The sequence below is a fragment of the Alteromonas alvinellae genome (assembly GCF_902705805.1).
Genome location: NZ_CACSIH010000151.1, coordinates 1 through 20187 on the forward strand (window position 1 = coordinate 1; position 20187 = coordinate 20187).

Here is a 20187-nt window from a genome sequence, read left to right on the forward strand (position 1 = left end):
AATGCCAGTCAGCTTAACTGACTGGCATTAACCCGTTGGTCGCTTTTTTCAAATAGCTAAAAGCTCTACACGTCTAAGTTTTCCACTTTAAGTGCATTAGCTTCGATAAACTCTCGACGAGGCTCTACTTGGTCACCCATCAATGTAGTGAACAGCTGATCACAACCAATGGCATCCTCAATGGTAACTTGAAGCATACGGCGGCTTTCTGGGTCCATGGTGGTTTCCCAGAGTTGCTCAGGGTTCATCTCACCTAGCCCTTTATAGCGCTGAATGTATTGGCCGCGTTTCGCTTCATTCATTAGCCACTCTAGGGCTTCTTTGAAAGACTCAACTGGCTGTCTACGTTCGCCACGCTGGATGTAAGCGTCTTTACCCATCATGTCATTGATAGCAAGGTTAAGCTCTTTAAGGCGCTGATATTCAGACGACTCAATAAACTCATGATCGATAACGTACTCATAATCGATACCGTGCATACGCATAATGATTGTGATGTAGTACTCGCTAAGTTCAGCATCAGTGCGAATTTCATAACGGTATGTAGCACCGTCGTTTTCGCGCTCTTTAAGCTGCTCTACGAAGTGTTTCGCCACATGCTCTAGTGCAGATTCATCTTTAAGGTCTTCAAGGTTTAGCGTAGGCGTGTAAAGCATTCTGTAAAGGATAGATGCAGGCATAAGACGTTTCATACGTGCAATCATCTTCTCTACCGATTGGTACTGCTTAACAAGGTTTTCAAGGCCTACACCACTAATACCTGGGTCTTCATCGCTAGTGTGCAAAGACGCACCGTCAATTGCGATTGATGTTAGGTAGTTAGTTAACGCATCGTCATCTTTAAGATACTGTTCTTGTTTACCCTTCTTCACTTTGTAAAGCGGAGGCTGTGCAATATATACATATCCACGCTCAATGATTTCAGGCATTTGACGATAGAAAAATGTGAGTAGAAGCGTACGAATGTGAGAACCATCTACGTCAGCATCGGTCATGATGATGATGCTGTGATAGCGTAATTTTTCAGGGTCATACTCGTCACGACCGATACCACAACCTAGTGCCGTGATAAGCGTCGCAACTTCCTGAGAAGAAAGCATCTTATCAAAACGCGCTTTCTCAACGTTTAGGATTTTACCTTTAAGCGGCAGAATAGCTTGGTTTTTACGGTTACGACCCTGCTTAGCTGAACCGCCCGCAGAGTCACCCTCCACTATGTATAGTTCACTAAGTGCAGGATCTTTTTCCTGACAGTCAGCTAGCTTACCCGGCAGACCAGCCAAGTCGAGCGCACCTTTACGGCGTGTCATTTCACGGGCCTTTCGTGCAGCTTCACGAGCACGAGCAGCATCGATAATTTTACTCGCAATGATTTTACTTTCTGCAGGGTTTTCTAATAAGAACTCTGCTAGCTTTTCATTCATTGCCGATTCAACAGCTGGACGAACTTCAGAAGATACAAGCTTATCTTTAGTCTGTGAGCTAAATTTTGGATCTGGTACTTTAACGGAAATAACCGCGGTTAGACCTTCACGCGCGTCGTCACCACTGGCATTCGTTTTAGCCTTTTTGTTCAGGCCTTCCTTTTCCATGTAGTTATTCAATGTACGCGTCAACGCTCCACGGAAGCCCGCCAAGTGAGTACCGCCATCGCGCTGAGGAATGTTGTTGGTGAAACAGAACACGTTCTCTTGGAAACTATCGTTCCATTGCATCGCTACTTCTACTGCAATACCGTCTTCTTGTTCACTGCTGAAATGAAACACTTTCTGGTGAACAGGTGTTTTCTTTTCATTTAGGTACTCAACGAACGCTTTGATACCACCTTCGTACATGAAGTGGTCTTCTTTTCCATCGCGTTCGTCTTTCAAGCGAATCGACACACCAGAGTTCAAAAATGATAGTTCACGAAGACGTTTAGCAAGAATATCGTAGTGGTAAAGCGTATCTGTGAAAGTGTCTGAACTTGGCCAGAAACGGATCATAGTTCCCGTTTTATCTGTATCGCCTGTTACCGCTAGCGGCGCCTGTGGAACACCATGATGATATTCTTGTTCATGCGCTTTACCACCGCGACGAATACGAAGCTTCAGTCGGCTTGAAAGTGCGTTTACTACTGATACACCTACACCGTGCAAACCGCCCGATACTTTATAAGAGTTATCGTCGAACTTACCGCCGGCGTGAAGAACCGTCATGATAACTTCAGCTGCAGATACACCCTCTTCTGGGTGCAATTCGGTTGGTATACCACGTCCATCGTCAGACACAGATACTGAGCCATCGCTGTGAATGAGCACAGTAATCTCAGAACAATGTCCAGCAAGTGCTTCATCGATAGAGTTATCGACCACCTCGAAAACCATGTGGTGTAATCCGGTACCATCATCAGTATCACCGATATACATACCAGGACGCTTTCTTACGGCATCTAATCCTTTAAGTACTTTAATACTGGACGAGTCGTAGTTGTTCTCTGCTGACATACTAGCTTTTACTCCTCTTTCACGCTTCCATGTTCCACGTGAAACATTTTCTTTTCGTTGTATTTTTGTATAAAAGCGAGCTGCGTGGATTCTATTGCAGTAACGAAAACCTGCGTATCCATTTTGAGCAACCCATCAATAAATTGTTCTCTTTTATCGGCATCTAGTTCGGCACCTACATCATCAAGTAAAAAGATACTTTTACGCTGCGTTGCCGAGTTAAATAGCTTAGTCTGTGACATCTGAAGCGCTGCCACAGCCATTCTAAGCTGCCCTCTCGATAAAAGCTCCTGGGCGTTTACTCCATTCACTTTAAGCCTTAAATCGGCTTTATGGGGCCCAGAAGAGGTATGTCCTATTTTACCATCATACTCACGTTTTTTAACTAGGCTTTCTGATAAACCGACATCTTTTTCCCACCCTTTATAGTAACTTAATTCCACATCGAAGTTAGGAAGAAATTCTTGCGCGTACTGCTTAAAAATAGGCGTAAGGGTATCCACATATTCCTGACGCGTAGCCGATAGAGACTCACCTAGTTCTGAGAACTGAGACTCCCAATATTGATTTTGTGGTGCGCTTAGATTTGCCTGCTGTTTCAGTAAGGCATTTCTATGTTTTAAAAATTTACCATACTGATTAGCAAGTGATTGAAACTGATGTTCCACGTGAAACAATCCCCAATCACAAAAACGTCGACGTTCGGAAGGCGAACCAATTATAAGGTCAGTACTCTGTGGAGTAAAAAGTTGAAGTGGTACTAGGCTAACTAAATCTGATAACTTATTTGAATGCTCACCGTTAATACTACAAGTGAATGTCTCATTTCTACTTCGTTGAAAGCCTAGCTTTAATTCATCCCCTTCTTCAGTTTTGCATGAAGCGAAAACACTGAAGCTGTTCTTCTCATTTTGAATAACCGAGCTGTGTTTATTTGTTCTAAAAGAACGTCCAAAACCAAGGTAGTAAAGTGCTTCGATTAACGAGGATTTCCCACTCCCATTTACCCCTTTAATGATGGTTAAAGCTGGTGAAGGAGAAAGTGATACGGAAGTAAGATTACGAAACTGTGTAATCTGGACGCGGTCCAGTTTCATGAGGTCACACTGATGAAAGAAAAGAAGCGAGGTGTGTCAACACACATCGCTTCTTGAATTGATAATTTAAATAACAAAATAACGTGGATATGCGAAACGCTGCAAATACTTAATGTAGCAGTAACTACAGTCGCATTGGCATAATTACGTATAACGCGGCGTCATCAGCATCATCTTCGATTAGCGCACTCGCGTTTGAGTCTGATAGGCTCACTTTAACACCATCAGATCCAAGCGCGTTCAATACGTCAATTAGATAGGCAACGTTAAAGCCAATTTCTAAATCGTCACCTTGATACTGAACATCAACGATTTCTTCCGCTTCTTCTTGCTCTGGGTTATTCGCCGTTATCTTGAGCTCACCAGAAGACAAGTTTAATCGTACGCCTCTAAACTTCTCGTTAGATAGAATGGCCGCACGTGAGAATGCTTCTTTTAATACAGCTTTACTCGCAATAATTTCCTTGTCGCCATTTTGAGGTAACACACGGCGATAATCAGGAAATCTGCCATCAACTAGTTTCGAAGTGAAAATGAAATCGTTTGAGAAAATTCGAAGATGGTTGGCGCCTATTTGCACCTTAAGAGATTTGTCATCCTCGCTAATAAGACGAGAAATTTCTAACACGCCTTTACGTGGAATAATCACCTGACGAGATGGCAACGCGGTCTCATAGTTTAGGCGACAAAGTGCAAGGCGGTGACCGTCTGTTGCAACGGTACGAATGATATTCTCTTCCGTTTCAAGGGACATACCATTTAAGTAATAACGTACGTCTTGTTGAGCCATTGAAAAGCTCGTTGCATCAATAAGACGTTTTAGATCACTGCACGATAATTCAAACTCAACTTCACCTTCCCAATCTTCTAAATTTGGGTAGTCGTTGGCAGATAAAGTAGAAAGCGTATAACGACCTCGACCGGCACGAATAAGTGCTTTACTGCCGTCTAACGAGAAATGAATATCTGTTCCTTCAGAAATACCACGAATAATATCAAACAGCTTTTTAGCAGGAACAGTAATTTCACCTTCCGTGAATTCACCTTCTAATTTCACGCTAGAAATTAGTTCTACCTCTAAATCTGTACCAGTAAGCCAAAGTGCGTCCTCACTTACTTTGATGAGAACATTGGAAAGAATTGGCAGTGTGTGTCTACGCTCTACAGCACCAGATACCAACTGTAGGGGTTGTAAAAATTGTTCGCGGCTTATAGTAAATTTCATCGCAGTGCTATCTCGCCTCTAAGGTCGTGGTGTTAGGAAGACAAAGTCCTAATGAGGTTCTTATAGTCCTCTTTTATATCATGACTTTCTTCTCTTAGCTGCTCTATTTTTCTACAAGCGTGTAAAACCGTAGTGTGGTCTCGTCCACCAAACGCATTTCCTAGTTCAGGTAAACTGTGGTTGGTAAGTTCTTTGGCCAGCGCCATCGCGACTTGGCGAGGACGCGCCACACTACGACTACGTCGTTTAGACAAAATATCAGCTACTTTTATCTTATAATAATCTGCGACGGTTTTCTGAATATTATCAACGGTTACCAATTTTTCTTGAAGTGCGAGAAGGTCTCGAAGCGCTTCGCGAACGAAATCAATAGTGATAGGGCGACCGGTAAAGTTTGCGTTAGCAATAACACGGTTTAGTGCACCCTCGAGCTCGCGTACGTTTGAACGCAATCGCTTAGCTATAAAGAACGCCACTTCATTAGGTAAGTGAATCCGGTTCTCTGCCGCTTTGCGCATCAAAATAGCTACTCGGGTTTCAAGCTCTGGTGGCTCTATAGCAATGGTTAAACCCCAACCGAAGCGCGATTTCAATCGATCCTCTACCCCATCAATCTCTTTAGGATATCTATCAGAAGTAAGGATGATTTGTTGGTTACCTTCAAGAAGCGCATTGAACGTGTGGAAGAACTCTTCTTGTGAACGCTCTTTATTAGCAAAGAATTGAATATCATCGATAAGTAACGCATCAACGCTGCGATAGAAGCGCTTAAAGTCCTCAATAGCGTTATTTTGTAGCGCCTTAACCATATCCTGTACAAAGCGCTCAGAATGCATGTATACAATTTTAGCGTCGCCATTATTTGCTACGATGCCATTACCCACAGCATGTAATAAGTGAGTTTTACCTAAGCCCGTTCCGCCATAAATAAATAATGGGTTGTAAGAACCGCCTGGGTTATTTGCAACTTGAGTCGCAGCCGCACGTGCAAGCTGGTTAGATTTACCTTCAACGAAGTTATCGAACTGGTAAGTTGGATTGATATTACTTTTATGCTTCATCGCCTCAGGGATCGGGATCACTTTAGGCGGTGTGGAAGACCTTGGCGCTTGATCTGCATAAGCATTATATCCATTGCGATCAGGATGTTGCGTAGCACGATCATTTTGATCCGTATTCTGTGAGTAAGACGACGATTGTGAAAATTGATTGTTTTGCCCCTGACCACCAGTATTACCGGCCGTTGAAGGCATACCATTATTCGGCATTGGTGAATAAGAGGATGGATGCTGACCGTTGCTACCACTTTGAGCAGACTGATTGCCGGTATTATAGCCCTGATACCCTTGACCGCCTGAAGGCGTAATTGGCTTACTTAATTGATTATTCGGCGCACTTAAAGCAGCCGCTGAACCACTAGTACCCATAGGAGTTTGGCTACGACTTACGCTGTGACGATTCATCACTTCTAAACGCAATTGTGGTGCATCATTCCCAGCGAACTCTTTAAGTAGCGCAGTAATGTTATTGAGGTACTTATCTCTCACCCAATCAAGTACAAAACGATTAGGAGCATAGAGCGCTACCACGCCTTCTTGTTCTTCGCAAACAAGCGGTCGTATCCACATACTAAATTGCTGCGTCGGTAATTCTTGACGCAATCTTTCAAGGCATTGGTTCCACAAGGACATGGTACGTAAGTAGCTCCCGTAACTCGCTAGAAAAACCAACTCCTGAAAAGCCAAGCATAGAAAAGCAGGCACTAAAAAGCGCCATTAGAAGAAAATAGCGTTGGAAGTGTTGGGTAGCAGCGAGAAATTAAGTTATCGTTTTAATCGCTGTGGATTATCTTACGTTATCAACACAATGTAAATGGTGATCCGGATCGATCTTTTTGATCAAATATTTACATGATTGATTTTAAAGAACTTATCTTTTAGATCAAAACATACTATAACGAGAGAAATTCATTCTAAATTTGTACTAGAAAACCGTTAGATCACCTTGCAATTTATAACTTCTCCTAGGTTTTTCACAATCCACTGTGGATAACCTAACTAGATTTTATGCGTTATTCACAGACGATTTGTACGGAAACTGCGTTATCGATTAAGCTATCGATTAGAAAAAGCAAAAATTGTTCACTTATTCGTCCGAAAAGCGAGAATATGCATTGACAGCACGCCCCGAGATCTCTAGAATTCAGCGTCCTTTTTCGATGGGCTTTTCTGGTGAAAACACCACATTGTTCTGGCAACAGCATGATGTGTTACCAAAAACGCCTATGTTTAACTAAATATAAGTGAGACTTTGGTCATGAAAAGAACATTTCAACCGAGCAATCTAAAGCGCAAGCGTTCTCACGGTTTTCGTGCTCGTATGGCGACTAAAAATGGTCGTAAAGTACTAGCAGCTCGCCGTGCAAAAGGCCGCGCACGTCTTTCAGCTTAATTAGAAAGACGCCAAAGTGGGCGAGAATAATTTTTCTAGGGAGTTACGTCTGTTAACTCCCACCCACTTTACCTATGTGTTTGATAACGCAACCCCAGCTGTATCTCCCTCTTTTACTGTTCTAGCCAGAAAAAATACACTTTCAACTCCTCGTTTAGGCATTACGCTTGCGAAAAAACGTATTCGTAAAGCTCACGATAGAAATCGTTTGAAACGATTAGTCAGAGAAAGTTTTAGGCATAAACAGCACAACTTACCCAATGTCGATATTATCGTTATTGGCAAGTCTGGCGCTGACAACCTTAGCAACCAAGAAGTTTTCGCTACATTGGACAAGCTATGGAAAAAATTAAACAAGCGTTGCGGCAACTCTTAATTGCAGTGCCTTTGGCATTGATAAAATTTTATCAATGGTTCATTTCCCCTATGTTAGGGCAACGATGTCGTTTCCATCCTTCTTGTTCTTGGTATGCTATAGGCGCATTAAAAACGCACGGATTAGTAAAAGGCGGTTGGTTATCTATTAAACGCATATTAAAATGCCACCCTTTGCATGCCGGCGGATATGATCCAGTGCCGGAAAAACAACAAGATAAACACTCAAAATAAAGAGACCTCTATGGAATCGCAACGTAGTTTTCTGATAATTGGCCTTGCGCTAGTTAGCTTTTTGCTTTGGCAATCATGGCAAAAAGATTATGGGCCACAGCCAGTTGTGCCTGTTGAACAACAACAAACGCAAGAGACATCACAAGGCGTACCGTCATTTAATGAAAATGGCAGCGAAGATGTACCTAGTAGTGATAGCGTTCCTGCTGCACAACCTATCGCAGCGGCGCAAAGCTCAAACCGCATTATTGAAGTAAAAACCGATACGCTTGATTTACGCATCGATTTGCTAGGCGGCGATGTAGTATCAGCAGACTTACTTAAGTTTCCGGTAGAGCAAGGTTCGGATATTCCTTACAGCCTACTTCGCTCTGGCAACGGTCTTTATGTAGCGCAAAGTGGCCTAATAGGTGCTCAAGGGCCTGATGCAAGCAGCAGTGGCCGCCCGGTGTATAATGCACAAAGTGACTATTATGAAATGACTGGCGACACCCTTGTTATTCCTCTTACATGGAAAAATAACCAAGGCTTGTCAGTTACCAAAACCTTCACTTTCACTAAAGGTCAGTACGACGTAAACGTAAGCTATAGCGTGGAAAATGGTACTGGCAGCGCAGCAACGGTTCAGCCGTATGCACAGCTTAAACAAGTGATGGAGTTTGAAGACGACAGCAACATGTTTATGCCAACGTACCGTGGTGCTGCATATTCAACAGAAGATGACCGCTACCAGAAGTACTCGTTTGACGAGATTGAAGATGACAACCTACGCGAAACCACGAAAGCGGGTTGGGTTGGCATGCTTGAACATTACTTTGTATCAGCATGGGTACCTTCTCAAGAGCAAACGAACACGCTTTATTCTCGTAACCTGAAAAATCAGTATGCGGTAATTGGTGTATTGTCTCCGTCTGAAAGCGTAGCGCCTGGTGAAACCAAAACCCTTGCGTCTACCCTTTATATGGGTCCTAAAGATCAAGAAAGCCTAGCGAAGATTGCGCGCGGCCTAGACCTAACCGTTGATTACGGTATTCTTTTCTGGATTTCACAGCCGCTGTTCGCCCTTCTTACCTTCCTTCATAGCCTAGTTAATAACTGGGGTGTGGCAATTATCCTTATCACTATTGTAGTGAAAGGCGCGATGTACTGGCTAACTAAGAAGCAATACGAGTCAATGGCACGTATGCGCAACTTAGCACCTAAGATGCAGCAGCTAAAAGACCGTTTTGGCGACGACAGACAAAAAATGTCTCAAGCTATGATGGAGCTTTACCGCAAAGAGAAAGTAAACCCAATGGGCGGTTGCTTACCTCTTCTTCTGCAAATGCCAATCTTCCTTGCGCTTTATTGGGTACTGATGGAGAGTGTTGAACTACGCCATGCAGACTTTGTGCTTTGGATCACTGACCTTTCTACAAAAGACCCATACTTTGTGCTGCCAATTCTAACTGGCGCAAGTATGTACCTATTGCAAAAACTTCAGCCAACCACCATTACTGATCCAATGCAGCAGAAAATCATGCAATGGATGCCGGTAGCAATGAGTGTATTCTTCCTGTGGTTCCCTGCAGGTCTGGTACTATACTGGCTAGTCAGTAACGTGATTACCTTGGTTCAAGCCAAAATGATTTATGCTTCAATGGAGAAGCGGGGCATCAGCAGTAAATAACACGCTGATCAATGAATTATACAGCCCGCCTATGCGGGCTGTTTTGTCTTAAGAGGAATAACCTGTGCCATCATTTGATATTGTTTCTGAAATCAACATGGAAGAAGTACGCAACGCCACTGAAAACGCAAGCCGTGAGCTATCAACGCGTTTCGACTTTCGCGGTATTGACGCGAGCTTTGAGTACAAAGATAAAACTGTGGTCATGAAGGCCGAAGCTGAATTCCAACTTCAGCAAATGGAAAGCATGTTTAGAACGGCGATGTCTAAACGTAACGTAGACACCTCATCTATGGATGTTAAACCCTACGATGCACACGGTAGAACTTACCGTCAGACCATTACCTTTAAAGAAGGTATTGAGCAGCCGATGGCGAAGAAGATTGTGAAGCTGGTGAAAGACGCCAAAATCAAAGTGCAAACGGCTATTCAAGGCGAAGAACTTCGCGTAACAGGTAAAAAGCGTGATGATTTGCAGCAAGTGATTTCGCTGGTTAAAGAGTCGAACTTAGGCCAACCTTTCCAATTTAAGAACTTCCGCGACTAATTATGGAATCACTCACCCTTTCTACCGACACTATTACCGCACAAGCGACAGCGCCCGGTCGTGGCGGCGTAGGTATTGTGCGTGTTTCAGGTCCTAAGGCTAAAGCTATTGCAGAGGCGTTAGTACCAAGCGCACTAACACCACGTCTTGCGACCTATACGCCGTTTGTTGATGCTAACAACAGCGTAATAGACCAGGGCATAGCACTGTTTTTTAAAGGGCCTAATTCATTTACCGGTGAAGATGTACTTGAACTGCAGGGCCATGGCGGTCAAGTTGTCATGGACATGCTGATTGATGCCGTACTTGCAACGGGCCATGCCCGGCTTGCCAATCCAGGTGAATTCAGTGAACAGGCCTTTTTAAATGATAAGTTAGACCTTGCTCAAGCAGAGGCGATTGCTGACTTGATTGATGCAAGCTCTAAACAGGCAGCCAAAAGTGCGTTGCGCTCCCTACAGGGTGAGTTTTCTACACAAATTCAAACGCTATCTGACCAAATCGTGCACCTGCGTATGTACGTAGAAGCGGCCATCGATTTTCCTGAAGAAGAAATTGATTTCTTATCTGATGGGAAAGTATCAGGTGACTTAAGCGCAATCATGCAAAGCTTAACCAAAGTACGCGAGCAGGCTAAACAAGGCACCTTGTTGCGCGAAGGTATGCAGGTGGTGATTGCGGGGCGCCCTAACGCCGGTAAATCGAGCTTATTAAACGCCCTGGCAGGACGTGATAGCGCCATTGTTACCGATATAGCCGGTACCACACGAGACGTACTTAAAGAGCATATTCACATTGATGGTATGCCTGTTCACATTATCGACACAGCAGGACTTCGAGAAAGCCCAGATAAAGTGGAACAAATTGGTATTGAGCGCGCGTGGCAAGCCATTAATGAAGCTGATCATGTGTTATTTGTTGTGGACTCTACCGCAACCGCAGTAATCGACCCTTATGAAATATGGCCAGAATTTATGGCCCGATTGCCACAAGGCATTCCCGTTACCGTAGTTCGTAACAAGGCCGACCTTAGTACCTTAGATATTGGACAAAGCACAGTTGCCACCGAGCAAGGTGAAATCTCAGTCATTAATCTATCAGCCAAAGAAGGTAGCGGCATCGACACGCTAAAAGCACATCTGGCAAAAACCATGGGCTTCGATACTACAACTGAAGGTCAATTTATCGCGCGCAGACGACACATAGACGCACTCGACCAAGCCTACAGTTATGTAAGCACAGGCGAACAACAACTGCATGACGCTATGGCGGGTGAGTTGCTTGCTGAAGAATTGCGCTTGGCTCACCAGGCACTATGTGAGATAACCGGTGAATTCACGTCAGACGACCTACTTGGAAAGATTTTTTCATCGTTCTGTATTGGGAAGTGAACCTCATTCTGAAGTGGTAAAGCCCCGTGAAACCTATCAAAACATATCAAAATAACTTATTGTTTTCTAAGGGCAATATCCGCTTTTACCTCAAAAACCTTTTTCCCGCGTTTTCTTCTAATTTGCTCCGTTTCACTATAAATTGATCCCGATTTGCTCCAAGGTTAGAATTCGGGAGCAATGGGATCAAAATTGGAGCAAACATGAAGGTATCTGTTAACAAGAGGAACCCCAACTCGAAGGGGCTACAGCAGCTTCGCCTGGTGTACTACTACGGTGTGGTCGAAGGGGAGGACGGAAAAAAGCGGCCTAAGCGGGATTACGAGCCTCTTGAGCTGTACGTGTATCACAACCCCAAGACCCAGGCTGAGCGGCAGCACAACAAGGAGATGATGCGTCAGGCAGAAGCTGCGAGGTCTGCACGTCTCGTTGAAGCACATGCCAATAAATTCCAGCTTGAAGACCGCGTGAAACTGGCCTCAAGCTTCTTCGACTACTACGACCAATTAACCTCGACCAAAGAATCCGGAAGCGCATCTAATTATTCAATCTGGATCTCGGCAGGTAAGCACCTCAGAAACTACCACGGCAGAGCTGAACTCACCTTTGAGGAGATTGATAAGCAGTTTCTTGAAGGCTTACGGAAGTACCTACTGGAGGAGAAGCTCACCAAATCGAAAACCAAGCTTGCCAAAAATACTGCATCGAGCTACTTCAATAAGATCCGAGCTGCTCTGAATGAAGCATATCGAGAGGGCATCATCAGGGATAATCCGGTTCAACGAGTGAAAAGTGTCAAGCCAGAGAACACTAAGCGAACCTACCTCTCACTGGATGAGGTTCGAGCGTTGACAAAAGCGGAATGTCGCTACGATGTCCTGAAGCGGGCTTTTTTGTTCAGTTGCACTACCGGTCTCCGGTGGAGTGACATCAATAAACTCACATGGAGTGAAATCGAAGAGTTTGAGCCTGGCCACTATCGAATCATTTTTGACCAGAAAAAGCTTAAGAACGGTGGAAAATCCCTTGTATATCTGGACCTTCCAGATTCGGCTGTAAAGCTGTTGGATATAGATCGAAAGGGCGAACCAGAAGACAGAGTGTTCGTCGGCCTAAAATACAACAGCTACTTTAATGTCGCTTTAGAGAAGTGGGCAATGAGAGCTGGAATAACAAAGCATGTCACGTTTCACGTCGGGAGACATACATTCGCCGTAGCCCAACTTAACCGTGGTGTTGATATTTATTCTCTTTCTCGGCTCCTTGGACACTCAGAGCTGAGAACAACTGAAGACTATGCTGATATTCTCGAAAGCCGTCGAGTAACGGCCATGAGAAGCTTTCCAGACATATTCAAAGAGCGTGAAAGTGAGAATAACAGATGCTCCCATTGCGGGCAGGCAGTCCCCATGGCTATCGCTTAGGCGCTTTACGTCCAGGACGGCGAGAGTTCTTCATAAACTGCTCAACGTCGTTCTGCACATCCTTCTGAGATTTGATGCGGTTGGCCTCAACCCAATCCAAAAGGTCCGAGCGTTTAATCAATACACGATTCCCCCCCGGCTTTGTAAAGCTGATTCGCTTCTCATGAGTCAGCTTGTAGATATAGCTCCGCTTTGAACCGATCAAAGCTGCCGCCTCATCGACAGTAAGATACTCCTTTCCAGAAGGAGGGAGGTTCACGTTACTGGTGTCGTTCGACGCTGTTCCCGAAACGAAATCAGCCAAGATTTTTTTGATTTCTGCCAATTCATTCATCACGCACGATAACTGTTCTGTTTCAGACATCATTCACCCACATTGTCTTTGATTCGCTTTGATGGGTTTATGATGAAGGAGAGAGGTGTGAAACGACGGGTCTGCTTTTGCCCATTTTGGGCGGTTTGAGCGGAATCGAGAAAATTTTCTGGAAAGTGCCTACGTCAGTCCGACCGACTGTCCACATTTCCCCTGTCACCAATAGTTGTAATTTATTATTTGTTTAAAACTACTTGAAAGAACTACTTGCAGACTGTCCAATGCAACGATTTTTCCTTTAGATTCATTGGTTTATTGTTAAAAAATCAATTATAGGCGTGGCGCTAGTGTCGTACAGGCGTGGCGCTAGTGACGTGACTGGCGTGGCGCTAGTGTCGTGGATAACTTGCCAAAACTCGCCGGAGCCCTTGATTTCACAGGCTTGGCTACTGCGTGGCGCTAGTGACGTGGATAACATTGGTTATAAACAGGGTTATCCACCATGGGAGCGAATTCGACTCAACCAGAATACAGCCCGTAGGGGCTGTAATTATCATAATTACCGTAATCGAAGTAGACGAGATAGGGCTTTGAATGAGGAGATGCGAACAAAGAAGGATTCGCCCCGAGGCTTTTTTGTCACTTAGGGGCGATATGAGGGTTCGTCTTGGTAATTATCAGTTTATCGCTTTGAAAAAGCGTGCTGTTGAAAATCTCATGATGGAAAATAGACGCTAATATTGCGGCATTTTCCAGCTTGCGGCGGAAGTCTCTCCGCTCTTTCGTTTCACTGCTGAACTGAAGCTTCAGGGCATCGAGGGGGATTTCAATTTGCTTTCTACGCGACATTGAATGAACTCGCCAATTCCACCAACAATAAAAATCAATGGCAAGTGGGTTTTTGGTCAAAGCTTTAATCGCGTGGGCAGAAACTGGCACAGCATTGCTCAAAATGCCCTGATAAAATTCCTCATCCAAGCGGATCGTGGATGACCAGCCAGAGTTCTTCCCAGGACGCATAGTAATCAGCGCTTTCCGAGATACCAAAACATTCTCAATTTCTACCCCATGCTCCACAACCCGCTCAATCTGGAAGGAAGAGCGCGCCAAACGGTTAACCTGGTCCAAAACAAGAGCCGCGTAACGCCCGGAATTTGATAGCCCCAGATTTTTTAAAAACTGACTCTGACTGGTATCAATTAATAACTCCGGGCTTTTCTGTCGCTTGGCTTGTGTCGTTAACCATGCCAATAAAAGCCTTACCAAGCCCCCAGCGGGAACACGTTCGCTGGACAATACCGACACTTTGACATTGCCATTGGTGCGCTGAAACAGGTTTTTATCGGTATTGGCCGCCGGCAATGGACTAAGCTGGCAAAACAGTTGCGGCATGAACCATGTTTCAGGGTTCAGCTCTTGATTTTCTGCCTGCTCAATAAGACTTTGATGGTAGGCAGTAAACGGCTTGCCACCCATCAATCCACCTTCCGACGCTCAAGCCAATCCTCTACGTCGGTGCGCTTCCAGCGTACCGCTTTTGTAGTTACAGCAATGGGTTTTGGAAAATCAGCGTTCTTATCTGCCCGAATGCGGCTCAGCGTCGGATTGGAAATGCGTAAAAGTCGCTGGACATCACGTACCGTTAAAAGCACGTCCGACTCAACGTCACGCTCTCGATCTTTCTTTTGGGATTTCATAAAAATAGCTCCTTTGATTTCTCTAGGAGCTATTTTCGGTTTAACTACCTTTAACCGAAGAACGCGCTTTTTACCATTTTGGGCGCATAAGGCAGTTTTTCAGTATTTTTATCGTTAGGTTCCTGGCCCGCCCAGATTCACTTCTATTTTGTCCATTGCCTCCCGACGCTTTGCATCCACGTCTATGTCATCAACGCGATCCATTGCACGCTGATCGGCAGGCAAACGGTCCCCGTCGATATTGAAGACACTGCCAGAGCCTGTGAGGGCGTCCATAGATATATTGGATCCATTGGGAAACTGACCGTTCTGCTGAAGAATAGCCAGCCACTCATCGAGATTAACCTCATCCCAATTGATTTGAGAGATCTGCTCAAAGGGAATGCCTCCACAACTCGGATTCTTAGGGGTTCCGAAGTCCTGACCAAACTGAGGCCGCACCTGTTCCTGGATGATTCGAGACAGTGGTGAGTTGAAGCAGCAGTACGCTTTGCGCTTCTCGATGCAGGCACCAAGCACCTCTTCCTTGCAGTATGAGCCAACATAGGTGCAGCTATCCGTTGCCCGCTTGGTGTTCATCTCCAGCTCTTCCTGCTCGCAGGCATAGACCATTTGAATCACCGCTATCGCGACCACGTACACCGTATAGACCGTCATTGCCGCCCCGAGCATCGAGGCGGCTTGACTCGCCATTTCGGTCATTGCCTCCTCAGCCGCTCTATCTGCCGTAGCAGTAGCTGCCGCCTCGGTCGCGCCATCCTGTGCCAAATTACCCATCACGTCCTGCAACATACCTTTAGCCTGCTCTTTCAGCTTCTCGATGAGCTGGTTCTTCAGTTCCTCGATGGGCGACCATATCTCCTCAACGGCACCAGAAATATTATCCATGTAGTTTGTAAACGGCTGAGACACCTCCGTCCAAGCGTTCATGACTGGCTCACGAAGAGTTTGGTACGAGCTTTTGATGATATTGGTGTCCTCAAGCGCCAAGACTGCACCATCAAGCTTCGGAACCTGGCGAATCATCATCAGGTAATCAGCCATGCTAACGTTGGAGGGTTTCTCACAGCAGTCTGAAACTCCGCCGACGGCAATCTTGCATTCCCCCGCCTCACCACCGAACGCGGTGCAGGTCACGTTCTCATCCCCAGTCGCATTGCCATCGTCATCTTGGCCGGTGCAGCTCATGTCCTGAGTCATAAACTGAGCAGCGTTCAGCAACGCTGAGGCTTTCGCGAAGTTCGCGGTCTGGTCGTTGGATTGTGTCGGGTCGAGGCAGTCGTCGCCCATGCAGCGGATAGCTCCACCGCACTGGTATTCAGTGTTTTTCTCAACGGTGTCGATGTCCACACTACTCCCGCAGTCCCACGTCTCCTCTTTGACGTAGCACACACCGGAGTTACCCTGAGCACCATCAACACACTCCGAGCTTATAAAGCCGCACTGCGGGTTTTCTTCGTACTGCTGGCACGTATTTAGATTCCCGCCTTCGTTGACCGGGCATTGTTCTTCGCCATTAACATCGGTGTAGCAATCCATCTCTCCTTTGTAGAAGTCGAAATCAGCCACAACATCGACCTTTTTGCACAGATTAGGGATACCTGGGATGGGAGAAGGTTTCAGGCTGTCCTCGCAGATTTTGATGCCATTCGTGTAGGTGCAGCCTTCCGCGTCACGCGGATCGTCCACGCAGGTCAGGCTCCCCTCTGCAAAGCCGTCCACCACGCCAGTAGCAGATTCAATACAGCTATCCGGTGACCATTCATCTTTGATGATGGCCTTGGAGGGGTCGTACTTGATGCGAATCTTGCCGAAACCTTCACCCTCGCCGGAGACTGATACGCGGATTTTGAAGCGAATCACTGAGTCTTCAGGAGCGTTCCGGAAGTATCTGGTCAGATCGAGATTAGGGTTCTCGTCCCAGCTTGTACTCAATTCACACGCACCGGCGGCTGTCTCTGGTGGGAAATTGTTATTGGGGCCAGACCAAACCTTTACTTCTTCACCAGGCTCACCAATCCATATCTGCATGTAGTCGTCCCACTTGGCGCGTATTAGCGTGGCCTGAGTAATGGCAGCAGGATTAACGATTTTGATTTCCGTGAATTCTTCGTAAATTGAGCAGCTACCACTCCAGTAGTTGTCTCCCACCTTACCAATCCACACGTCAGAACACCCACCGCCAGCACCATCGCATGGTGAAATGTTGTATGGACCGTCATGGTGCTTCACCACTGCCGCTTCATAATCGTGGATGACTTCACAGGTGGCACTCTTGTCGGTCACACGGTCGCAAGTTTCGTACTCCGGGTTATGTACCGACATGGTGATTTCATCGAAGGTTGTTTCGGCGGAACAGTCACCGAAGCCCTCAGCAATCACATCAATGTTTTCGTATGTGGCGTTGGTGAGCCCCAGCATAGGGTCGGAACTGAAATCCGGGCGACTCTGGTTTGAGGAATCCACCAGAACTTTATACGCCGCGCCTGAGATGGAAGGGGTGTCACTGTAGGCATCCTCCCAGAGCGTGTCCTTCGCCTCACTACCGGTTTCGCCCATCCCCTCTTCCGAGTCATAGATCCCCTGGAGCTGGTTGAGGTCAGGAGCTATGCCATCGGAGAAGTATTCGTTCTGCACCGAGGCGTTGGAAGGGTTGCTACCTGGGTACAGGCTTTGAACACTGAACTGAGTTCCTCCCTGGTATTGGAGGTTGCCGTTTTCGTCCATGGTGGGGATTGTAATTTGCCCATTTTGGACCTTAGCCGGAGTATTTTTTGCCTCGCGCCCCAGTTCGATACCCAGATTCTGGCCTTCGCGACCGAGCTGACTTAAAAAGTCCTGAGTATCAACTTCAGGTGACTCTTGAGCCACGCCGTGAAGGGGCATCAGAGTCGTGGTGACAGTTAAAAGGTAGGCAATGGCTCTCATCAAGCCTGGTGAATTTCGCATAACGACCTCTCCAAAAATCTTTTCGAGAGATCATATCGAGCATTCGGCGCTTCCAGCGGATGTGTAATTTACCGTTTTGGGCGCATAGCGTTAAATTGACCAAATTTCCTTTCACATGTGAAAGTTTTTCAAAGGCGGCGAAAGGTAGCTCAAGCTGGCTCAGCGAAGACTTCAACCGCTGGCATCGCCGCACTCTTCGCATTCGGTGGCTGAAAACAGTGCGGGCAGTGTATTCCCGTCGCCTGATTCACAGAGGTGAAAAATTCACACCCGCAGTCGCAACAATGCTCAAACATTGCGTCCCCAGAGCGCATCTCCGACGCTAAGCACCAGGCATCCGAAATTGTGAACATCTGAAATGCCTCCTTGCCCATCGGCGAGCTGACAGGCGCAATCTCAGTGTTTGCTGCACGATACATCCGGTATGCGCGATTCAGTGCCGAAATGCAGGTCGAGGATTCAATGGCGCTTCCACCTATCTGTCGATAAAACCCCATCAGAAGCGAAGCATGGAGCTTGGAAAGCTGATTCGTTACCAAAGAAGCGCCACTTTTGATGGTGTTGGAGGTCCTGTTTTTGCCGACCTCCATCCCATCATCTTCCAGATCTCGGTAAATCCTGCGTACCTGTTTATCTGTCAACCCAGTCTCCAGAATGATAATGCGGGTTACGTATCCCATGAGAGCCATCTCACGTGCTTGAACCCACAGGTGTAGCGGATTGTTACGGGTATTCATACGTTGCCTCCCACCGACAAGCACTGCTGATACTTCATGAAGAACGCCTGCCTACGCTTACGAAGGTCTGCTGAGGGCAACAGACCTTCGACGATCTCCGAACTAAATCTGAGAGTGCAGGCTGTACAAATTTCTGTAACCAGTTGACGGATCTGATTGTCGGTAGCCTCGGCCACAGCCTTCGCCAGTGACTGGCTGACACCAAATGCGGTTGCGGCCATTGGAGCGTCTCGGCGAGCTAAGTTTCTGAGCGTCAGCCAGTACGTCACGTCAAACTCTCGCTCTACACCCTCCATTCCTGCGAAACCAGGTGGAATAGCACGCTCGTATTCACGATACAGAAAATCACATACGTCCGGTTCCGGCGTGTGCAACTGAAAGCTTAAAACTACGCCTGAAGCCAACTTGGACAATTCATGAGATGGCGTGACAGCTAAGGCCACAACCGTACTTTGTGGTAGTGAAAACTGCTCTCTGGCCACGCTGGGAGCATGGCGGCAGAGAGTTGCCAGCAGGTTCCAAAGGGTGAGATCCAACTCAAACACATTTTTGTCTGGGCGCTGCTCAGTAATCTGAGCAGCCTGGTTATCCAGATCGGACATTGAAAGTAGAGGTGACATTGTTACGCCTCCTCTGCGAATCGCTTCTTGTAAGATTTTGGCAGATACAGAGTAAGTGCAACCCCACCGGCAACAGACAGCGCAAAATAGGCTAAATCACCTGAAGTCAGCAACTGTCCAATAACAAAGTAGATGAACCCTACAAGCACAAACCAAAGACATTTTTCAGCAAACATAACTACTCCTCAATCAAAGCAAAGCATTGCAAAACATATCAATATAAATAACACGAGATCCGGGATATGCAAGGGGTTTTACTGTGTTTTTTTACAGTATCATTTTATGGTTCTATGAACAGAATATTGAGCGACTTGCATTTATAGAGATCAGGGGTAGGATTTAAATTAGGGTAATTTTTATCGGAAAATAGGCTATGAAACTATTAATCTTCGTCCTTTCAACTTTGTTCGTTAGTTACAAACTTGCTGGCATCGGCGGCTTGATATTATCGCTCATTCCGCTCGCGTTAATTTTGAGCTTTACTGTTAGCAAAAGGAACGCACAATCAGGTTGCAACGTACATTCATCACAGCAGGACCGTTCGTCAGTTTGGGATGACAGCCAAATAGACAGGATTCCGTTCACATCGCCAGATGGTTCAGGATCGCAATTTGAAAAATGGGACGGTCAACCTTGGACAGGCCAATAGAAGAGAGCTGGATGAAACCAGCTCTCTAAGGTACGTTATCGAGTTAACAAAATTTCAATCCCTTTTCCCGCTAATCGCCTAGTGTCATATCTCCGCCCGATTGGTAACCGAACGCTTAGAGCTGCGATCTTCATTTCGAACGCCCTTACACCCGCTTTCTTCGCCAGCTTTTCAAGCAGAGCATTAGTCAGAATGATCGAGCGCATATTTTCTCTATGAGCGTATATTCGCATCCTCATCTTTTCCCCGCAGGGTGCCATGAATTCGCCCGCTTCCGCGTGTCCAATAATCTTATCAATCACTGCCACAGCTTCTCTTTTCAT

20 protein-coding genes are annotated in these 20187 nt (G+C 46.0%); 8 read left to right on the forward strand and 12 right to left on the reverse strand.

The window, feature by feature from the left end; genetic code table 11:
- Positions 1-65 precede the first annotated feature (65 nt).
- From gyrB to dnaA, 4 genes are all read right to left on the reverse strand, one after another.
- Entirely contained in the window at positions 66-2486 is a 2421-nt protein-coding gene (gene gyrB / locus ACX5KA_RS11140; protein WP_458731170.1) for a DNA topoisomerase (ATP-hydrolyzing) subunit B, read from the reverse strand.
- An 8-nt stretch (positions 2487-2494) separates the two neighbouring features.
- Positions 2495-3583, reverse strand: coding sequence for a DNA replication/repair protein RecF (gene recF, locus ACX5KA_RS11145; RefSeq protein WP_458731171.1), 1089 nt, complete (start codon positions 3581-3583; stop codon positions 2495-2497).
- A 124-nt stretch (positions 3584-3707) separates the two neighbouring features.
- The gene (gene dnaN / locus ACX5KA_RS11150) at positions 3708-4808 is read right to left on the reverse strand and encodes a DNA polymerase III subunit beta (protein ID WP_012516526.1); all 1101 of its coding nucleotides are present in this window, start codon (positions 4806-4808) and stop codon (positions 3708-3710) included.
- Positions 4809-4840: 32 nt separating this feature from the next.
- A complete protein-coding gene (gene dnaA / locus ACX5KA_RS11155; RefSeq protein ID WP_458731172.1) occupies positions 4841-6499 on the reverse strand; it encodes a chromosomal replication initiator protein DnaA in 1659 nt (552 codons plus the stop codon).
- Positions 6500-7124: 625 nt separating this feature from the next.
- Here dnaA and rpmH point away from each other — a divergent pair.
- The 7 genes from rpmH to ACX5KA_RS11190 all read left to right on the forward strand — a co-directional run bounded on the left by rpmH (position 7125) and on the right by ACX5KA_RS11190 (position 12899).
- A complete protein-coding gene (gene rpmH / locus ACX5KA_RS11160) occupies positions 7125-7259 on the forward strand; it encodes a 50S ribosomal protein L34 (protein ID WP_014290886.1) in 135 nt (44 codons plus the stop codon).
- 16 nt (positions 7260-7275) lie between these two features.
- Entirely contained in the window at positions 7276-7635 is a 360-nt protein-coding gene (gene rnpA, locus ACX5KA_RS11165) for a ribonuclease P protein component (RefSeq protein ID WP_015000154.1), read from the forward strand.
- The gene (gene yidD, locus ACX5KA_RS11170) at positions 7620-7868 is read left to right on the forward strand and encodes a membrane protein insertion efficiency factor YidD (protein WP_458731188.1); all 249 of its coding nucleotides are present in this window, start codon (positions 7620-7622) and stop codon (positions 7866-7868) included. Before rnpA ends, yidD begins: the two co-directional genes overlap by 16 nt.
- 10 nt (positions 7869-7878) lie before the next feature.
- Positions 7879-9537 carry a membrane protein insertase YidC gene (gene yidC / locus ACX5KA_RS11175; RefSeq protein ID WP_171337503.1) on the forward strand — a complete coding sequence of 553 codons (1659 nt, stop codon included), beginning with the start codon at positions 7879-7881 and terminating at the stop codon, positions 9535-9537.
- A 64-nt stretch (positions 9538-9601) separates the two neighbouring features.
- The gene (locus ACX5KA_RS11180) at positions 9602-10084 is read left to right on the forward strand and encodes a YajQ family cyclic di-GMP-binding protein (protein WP_014977844.1); all 483 of its coding nucleotides are present in this window, start codon (positions 9602-9604) and stop codon (positions 10082-10084) included.
- A 2-nt stretch (positions 10085-10086) separates the two neighbouring features.
- Positions 10087-11475, forward strand: a complete 1389-nt coding sequence (gene mnmE / locus ACX5KA_RS11185; protein ID WP_458731173.1) for a tRNA uridine-5-carboxymethylaminomethyl(34) synthesis GTPase MnmE — start codon at positions 10087-10089, stop codon at positions 11473-11475.
- A 203-nt stretch (positions 11476-11678) separates the two neighbouring features.
- Positions 11679-12899: a site-specific integrase gene (locus ACX5KA_RS11190; protein ID WP_068812299.1), complete on the forward strand. Its 1221-nt coding sequence runs from the start codon at positions 11679-11681 to the stop codon at positions 12897-12899.
- Here the strand turns inward: ACX5KA_RS11190 and ACX5KA_RS11195 are convergent.
- From ACX5KA_RS11195 to ACX5KA_RS11225, 7 genes are all read right to left on the reverse strand, one after another.
- Complete coding sequence (locus ACX5KA_RS11195) at positions 12889-13266, reverse strand: helix-turn-helix domain-containing protein (protein ID WP_458731174.1); 378 nt, start codon at positions 13264-13266, stop codon at positions 12889-12891. The genes ACX5KA_RS11190 and ACX5KA_RS11195 overlap by 11 nt on opposite strands.
- Before the next feature lie 585 nt (positions 13267-13851).
- Positions 13852-14688 (reverse strand): replication protein RepA, encoded by an 837-nt coding sequence (locus ACX5KA_RS11200; protein WP_458731175.1) that lies wholly within the window; start codon positions 14686-14688, stop codon positions 13852-13854.
- Positions 14688-14909: a helix-turn-helix transcriptional regulator gene (locus tag ACX5KA_RS11205; protein ID WP_458731176.1), complete on the reverse strand. Its 222-nt coding sequence runs from the start codon at positions 14907-14909 to the stop codon at positions 14688-14690. The genes ACX5KA_RS11200 and ACX5KA_RS11205 overlap by 1 nt, the downstream gene beginning before the upstream one ends.
- A gap of 114 nt (positions 14910-15023) precedes the next feature.
- Positions 15024-17858 (reverse strand): conjugal transfer mating pair stabilization protein TraN, encoded by a 2835-nt coding sequence (traN, locus tag ACX5KA_RS11210; protein WP_458731177.1) that lies wholly within the window; start codon positions 17856-17858, stop codon positions 15024-15026.
- 149 nt (positions 17859-18007) lie between these two features.
- A complete protein-coding gene (locus ACX5KA_RS11215) occupies positions 18008-18595 on the reverse strand; it encodes a FlhC family transcriptional regulator (RefSeq protein ID WP_458731178.1) in 588 nt (195 codons plus the stop codon).
- On the reverse strand, positions 18592-19215 hold the full coding sequence (locus ACX5KA_RS11220) for a hypothetical protein (protein ID WP_458731179.1): 624 nt from the start codon (positions 19213-19215) through the stop codon (positions 18592-18594). Before ACX5KA_RS11220 ends, ACX5KA_RS11215 begins: the two co-directional genes overlap by 4 nt.
- Before the next feature lie 2 nt (positions 19216-19217).
- Positions 19218-19391 carry a hypothetical protein gene (locus ACX5KA_RS11225; RefSeq protein ID WP_172515170.1) on the reverse strand — a complete coding sequence of 58 codons (174 nt, stop codon included), beginning with the start codon at positions 19389-19391 and terminating at the stop codon, positions 19218-19220.
- 197 nt (positions 19392-19588) lie between these two features.
- On the opposite strand from ACX5KA_RS11225, the gene ACX5KA_RS11230 reads away from it, so the two are divergent.
- Positions 19589-19864 carry a hypothetical protein gene (locus tag ACX5KA_RS11230; RefSeq protein ID WP_458731180.1) on the forward strand — a complete coding sequence of 92 codons (276 nt, stop codon included), beginning with the start codon at positions 19589-19591 and terminating at the stop codon, positions 19862-19864.
- A 35-nt stretch (positions 19865-19899) separates the two neighbouring features.
- Here ACX5KA_RS11230 and ACX5KA_RS11235 read toward each other — a convergent pair whose 3' ends face one another.
- Positions 19900-20187 (reverse strand): hypothetical protein, encoded by a 288-nt coding sequence (locus tag ACX5KA_RS11235; RefSeq protein WP_126841013.1) that lies wholly within the window; start codon positions 20185-20187, stop codon positions 19900-19902.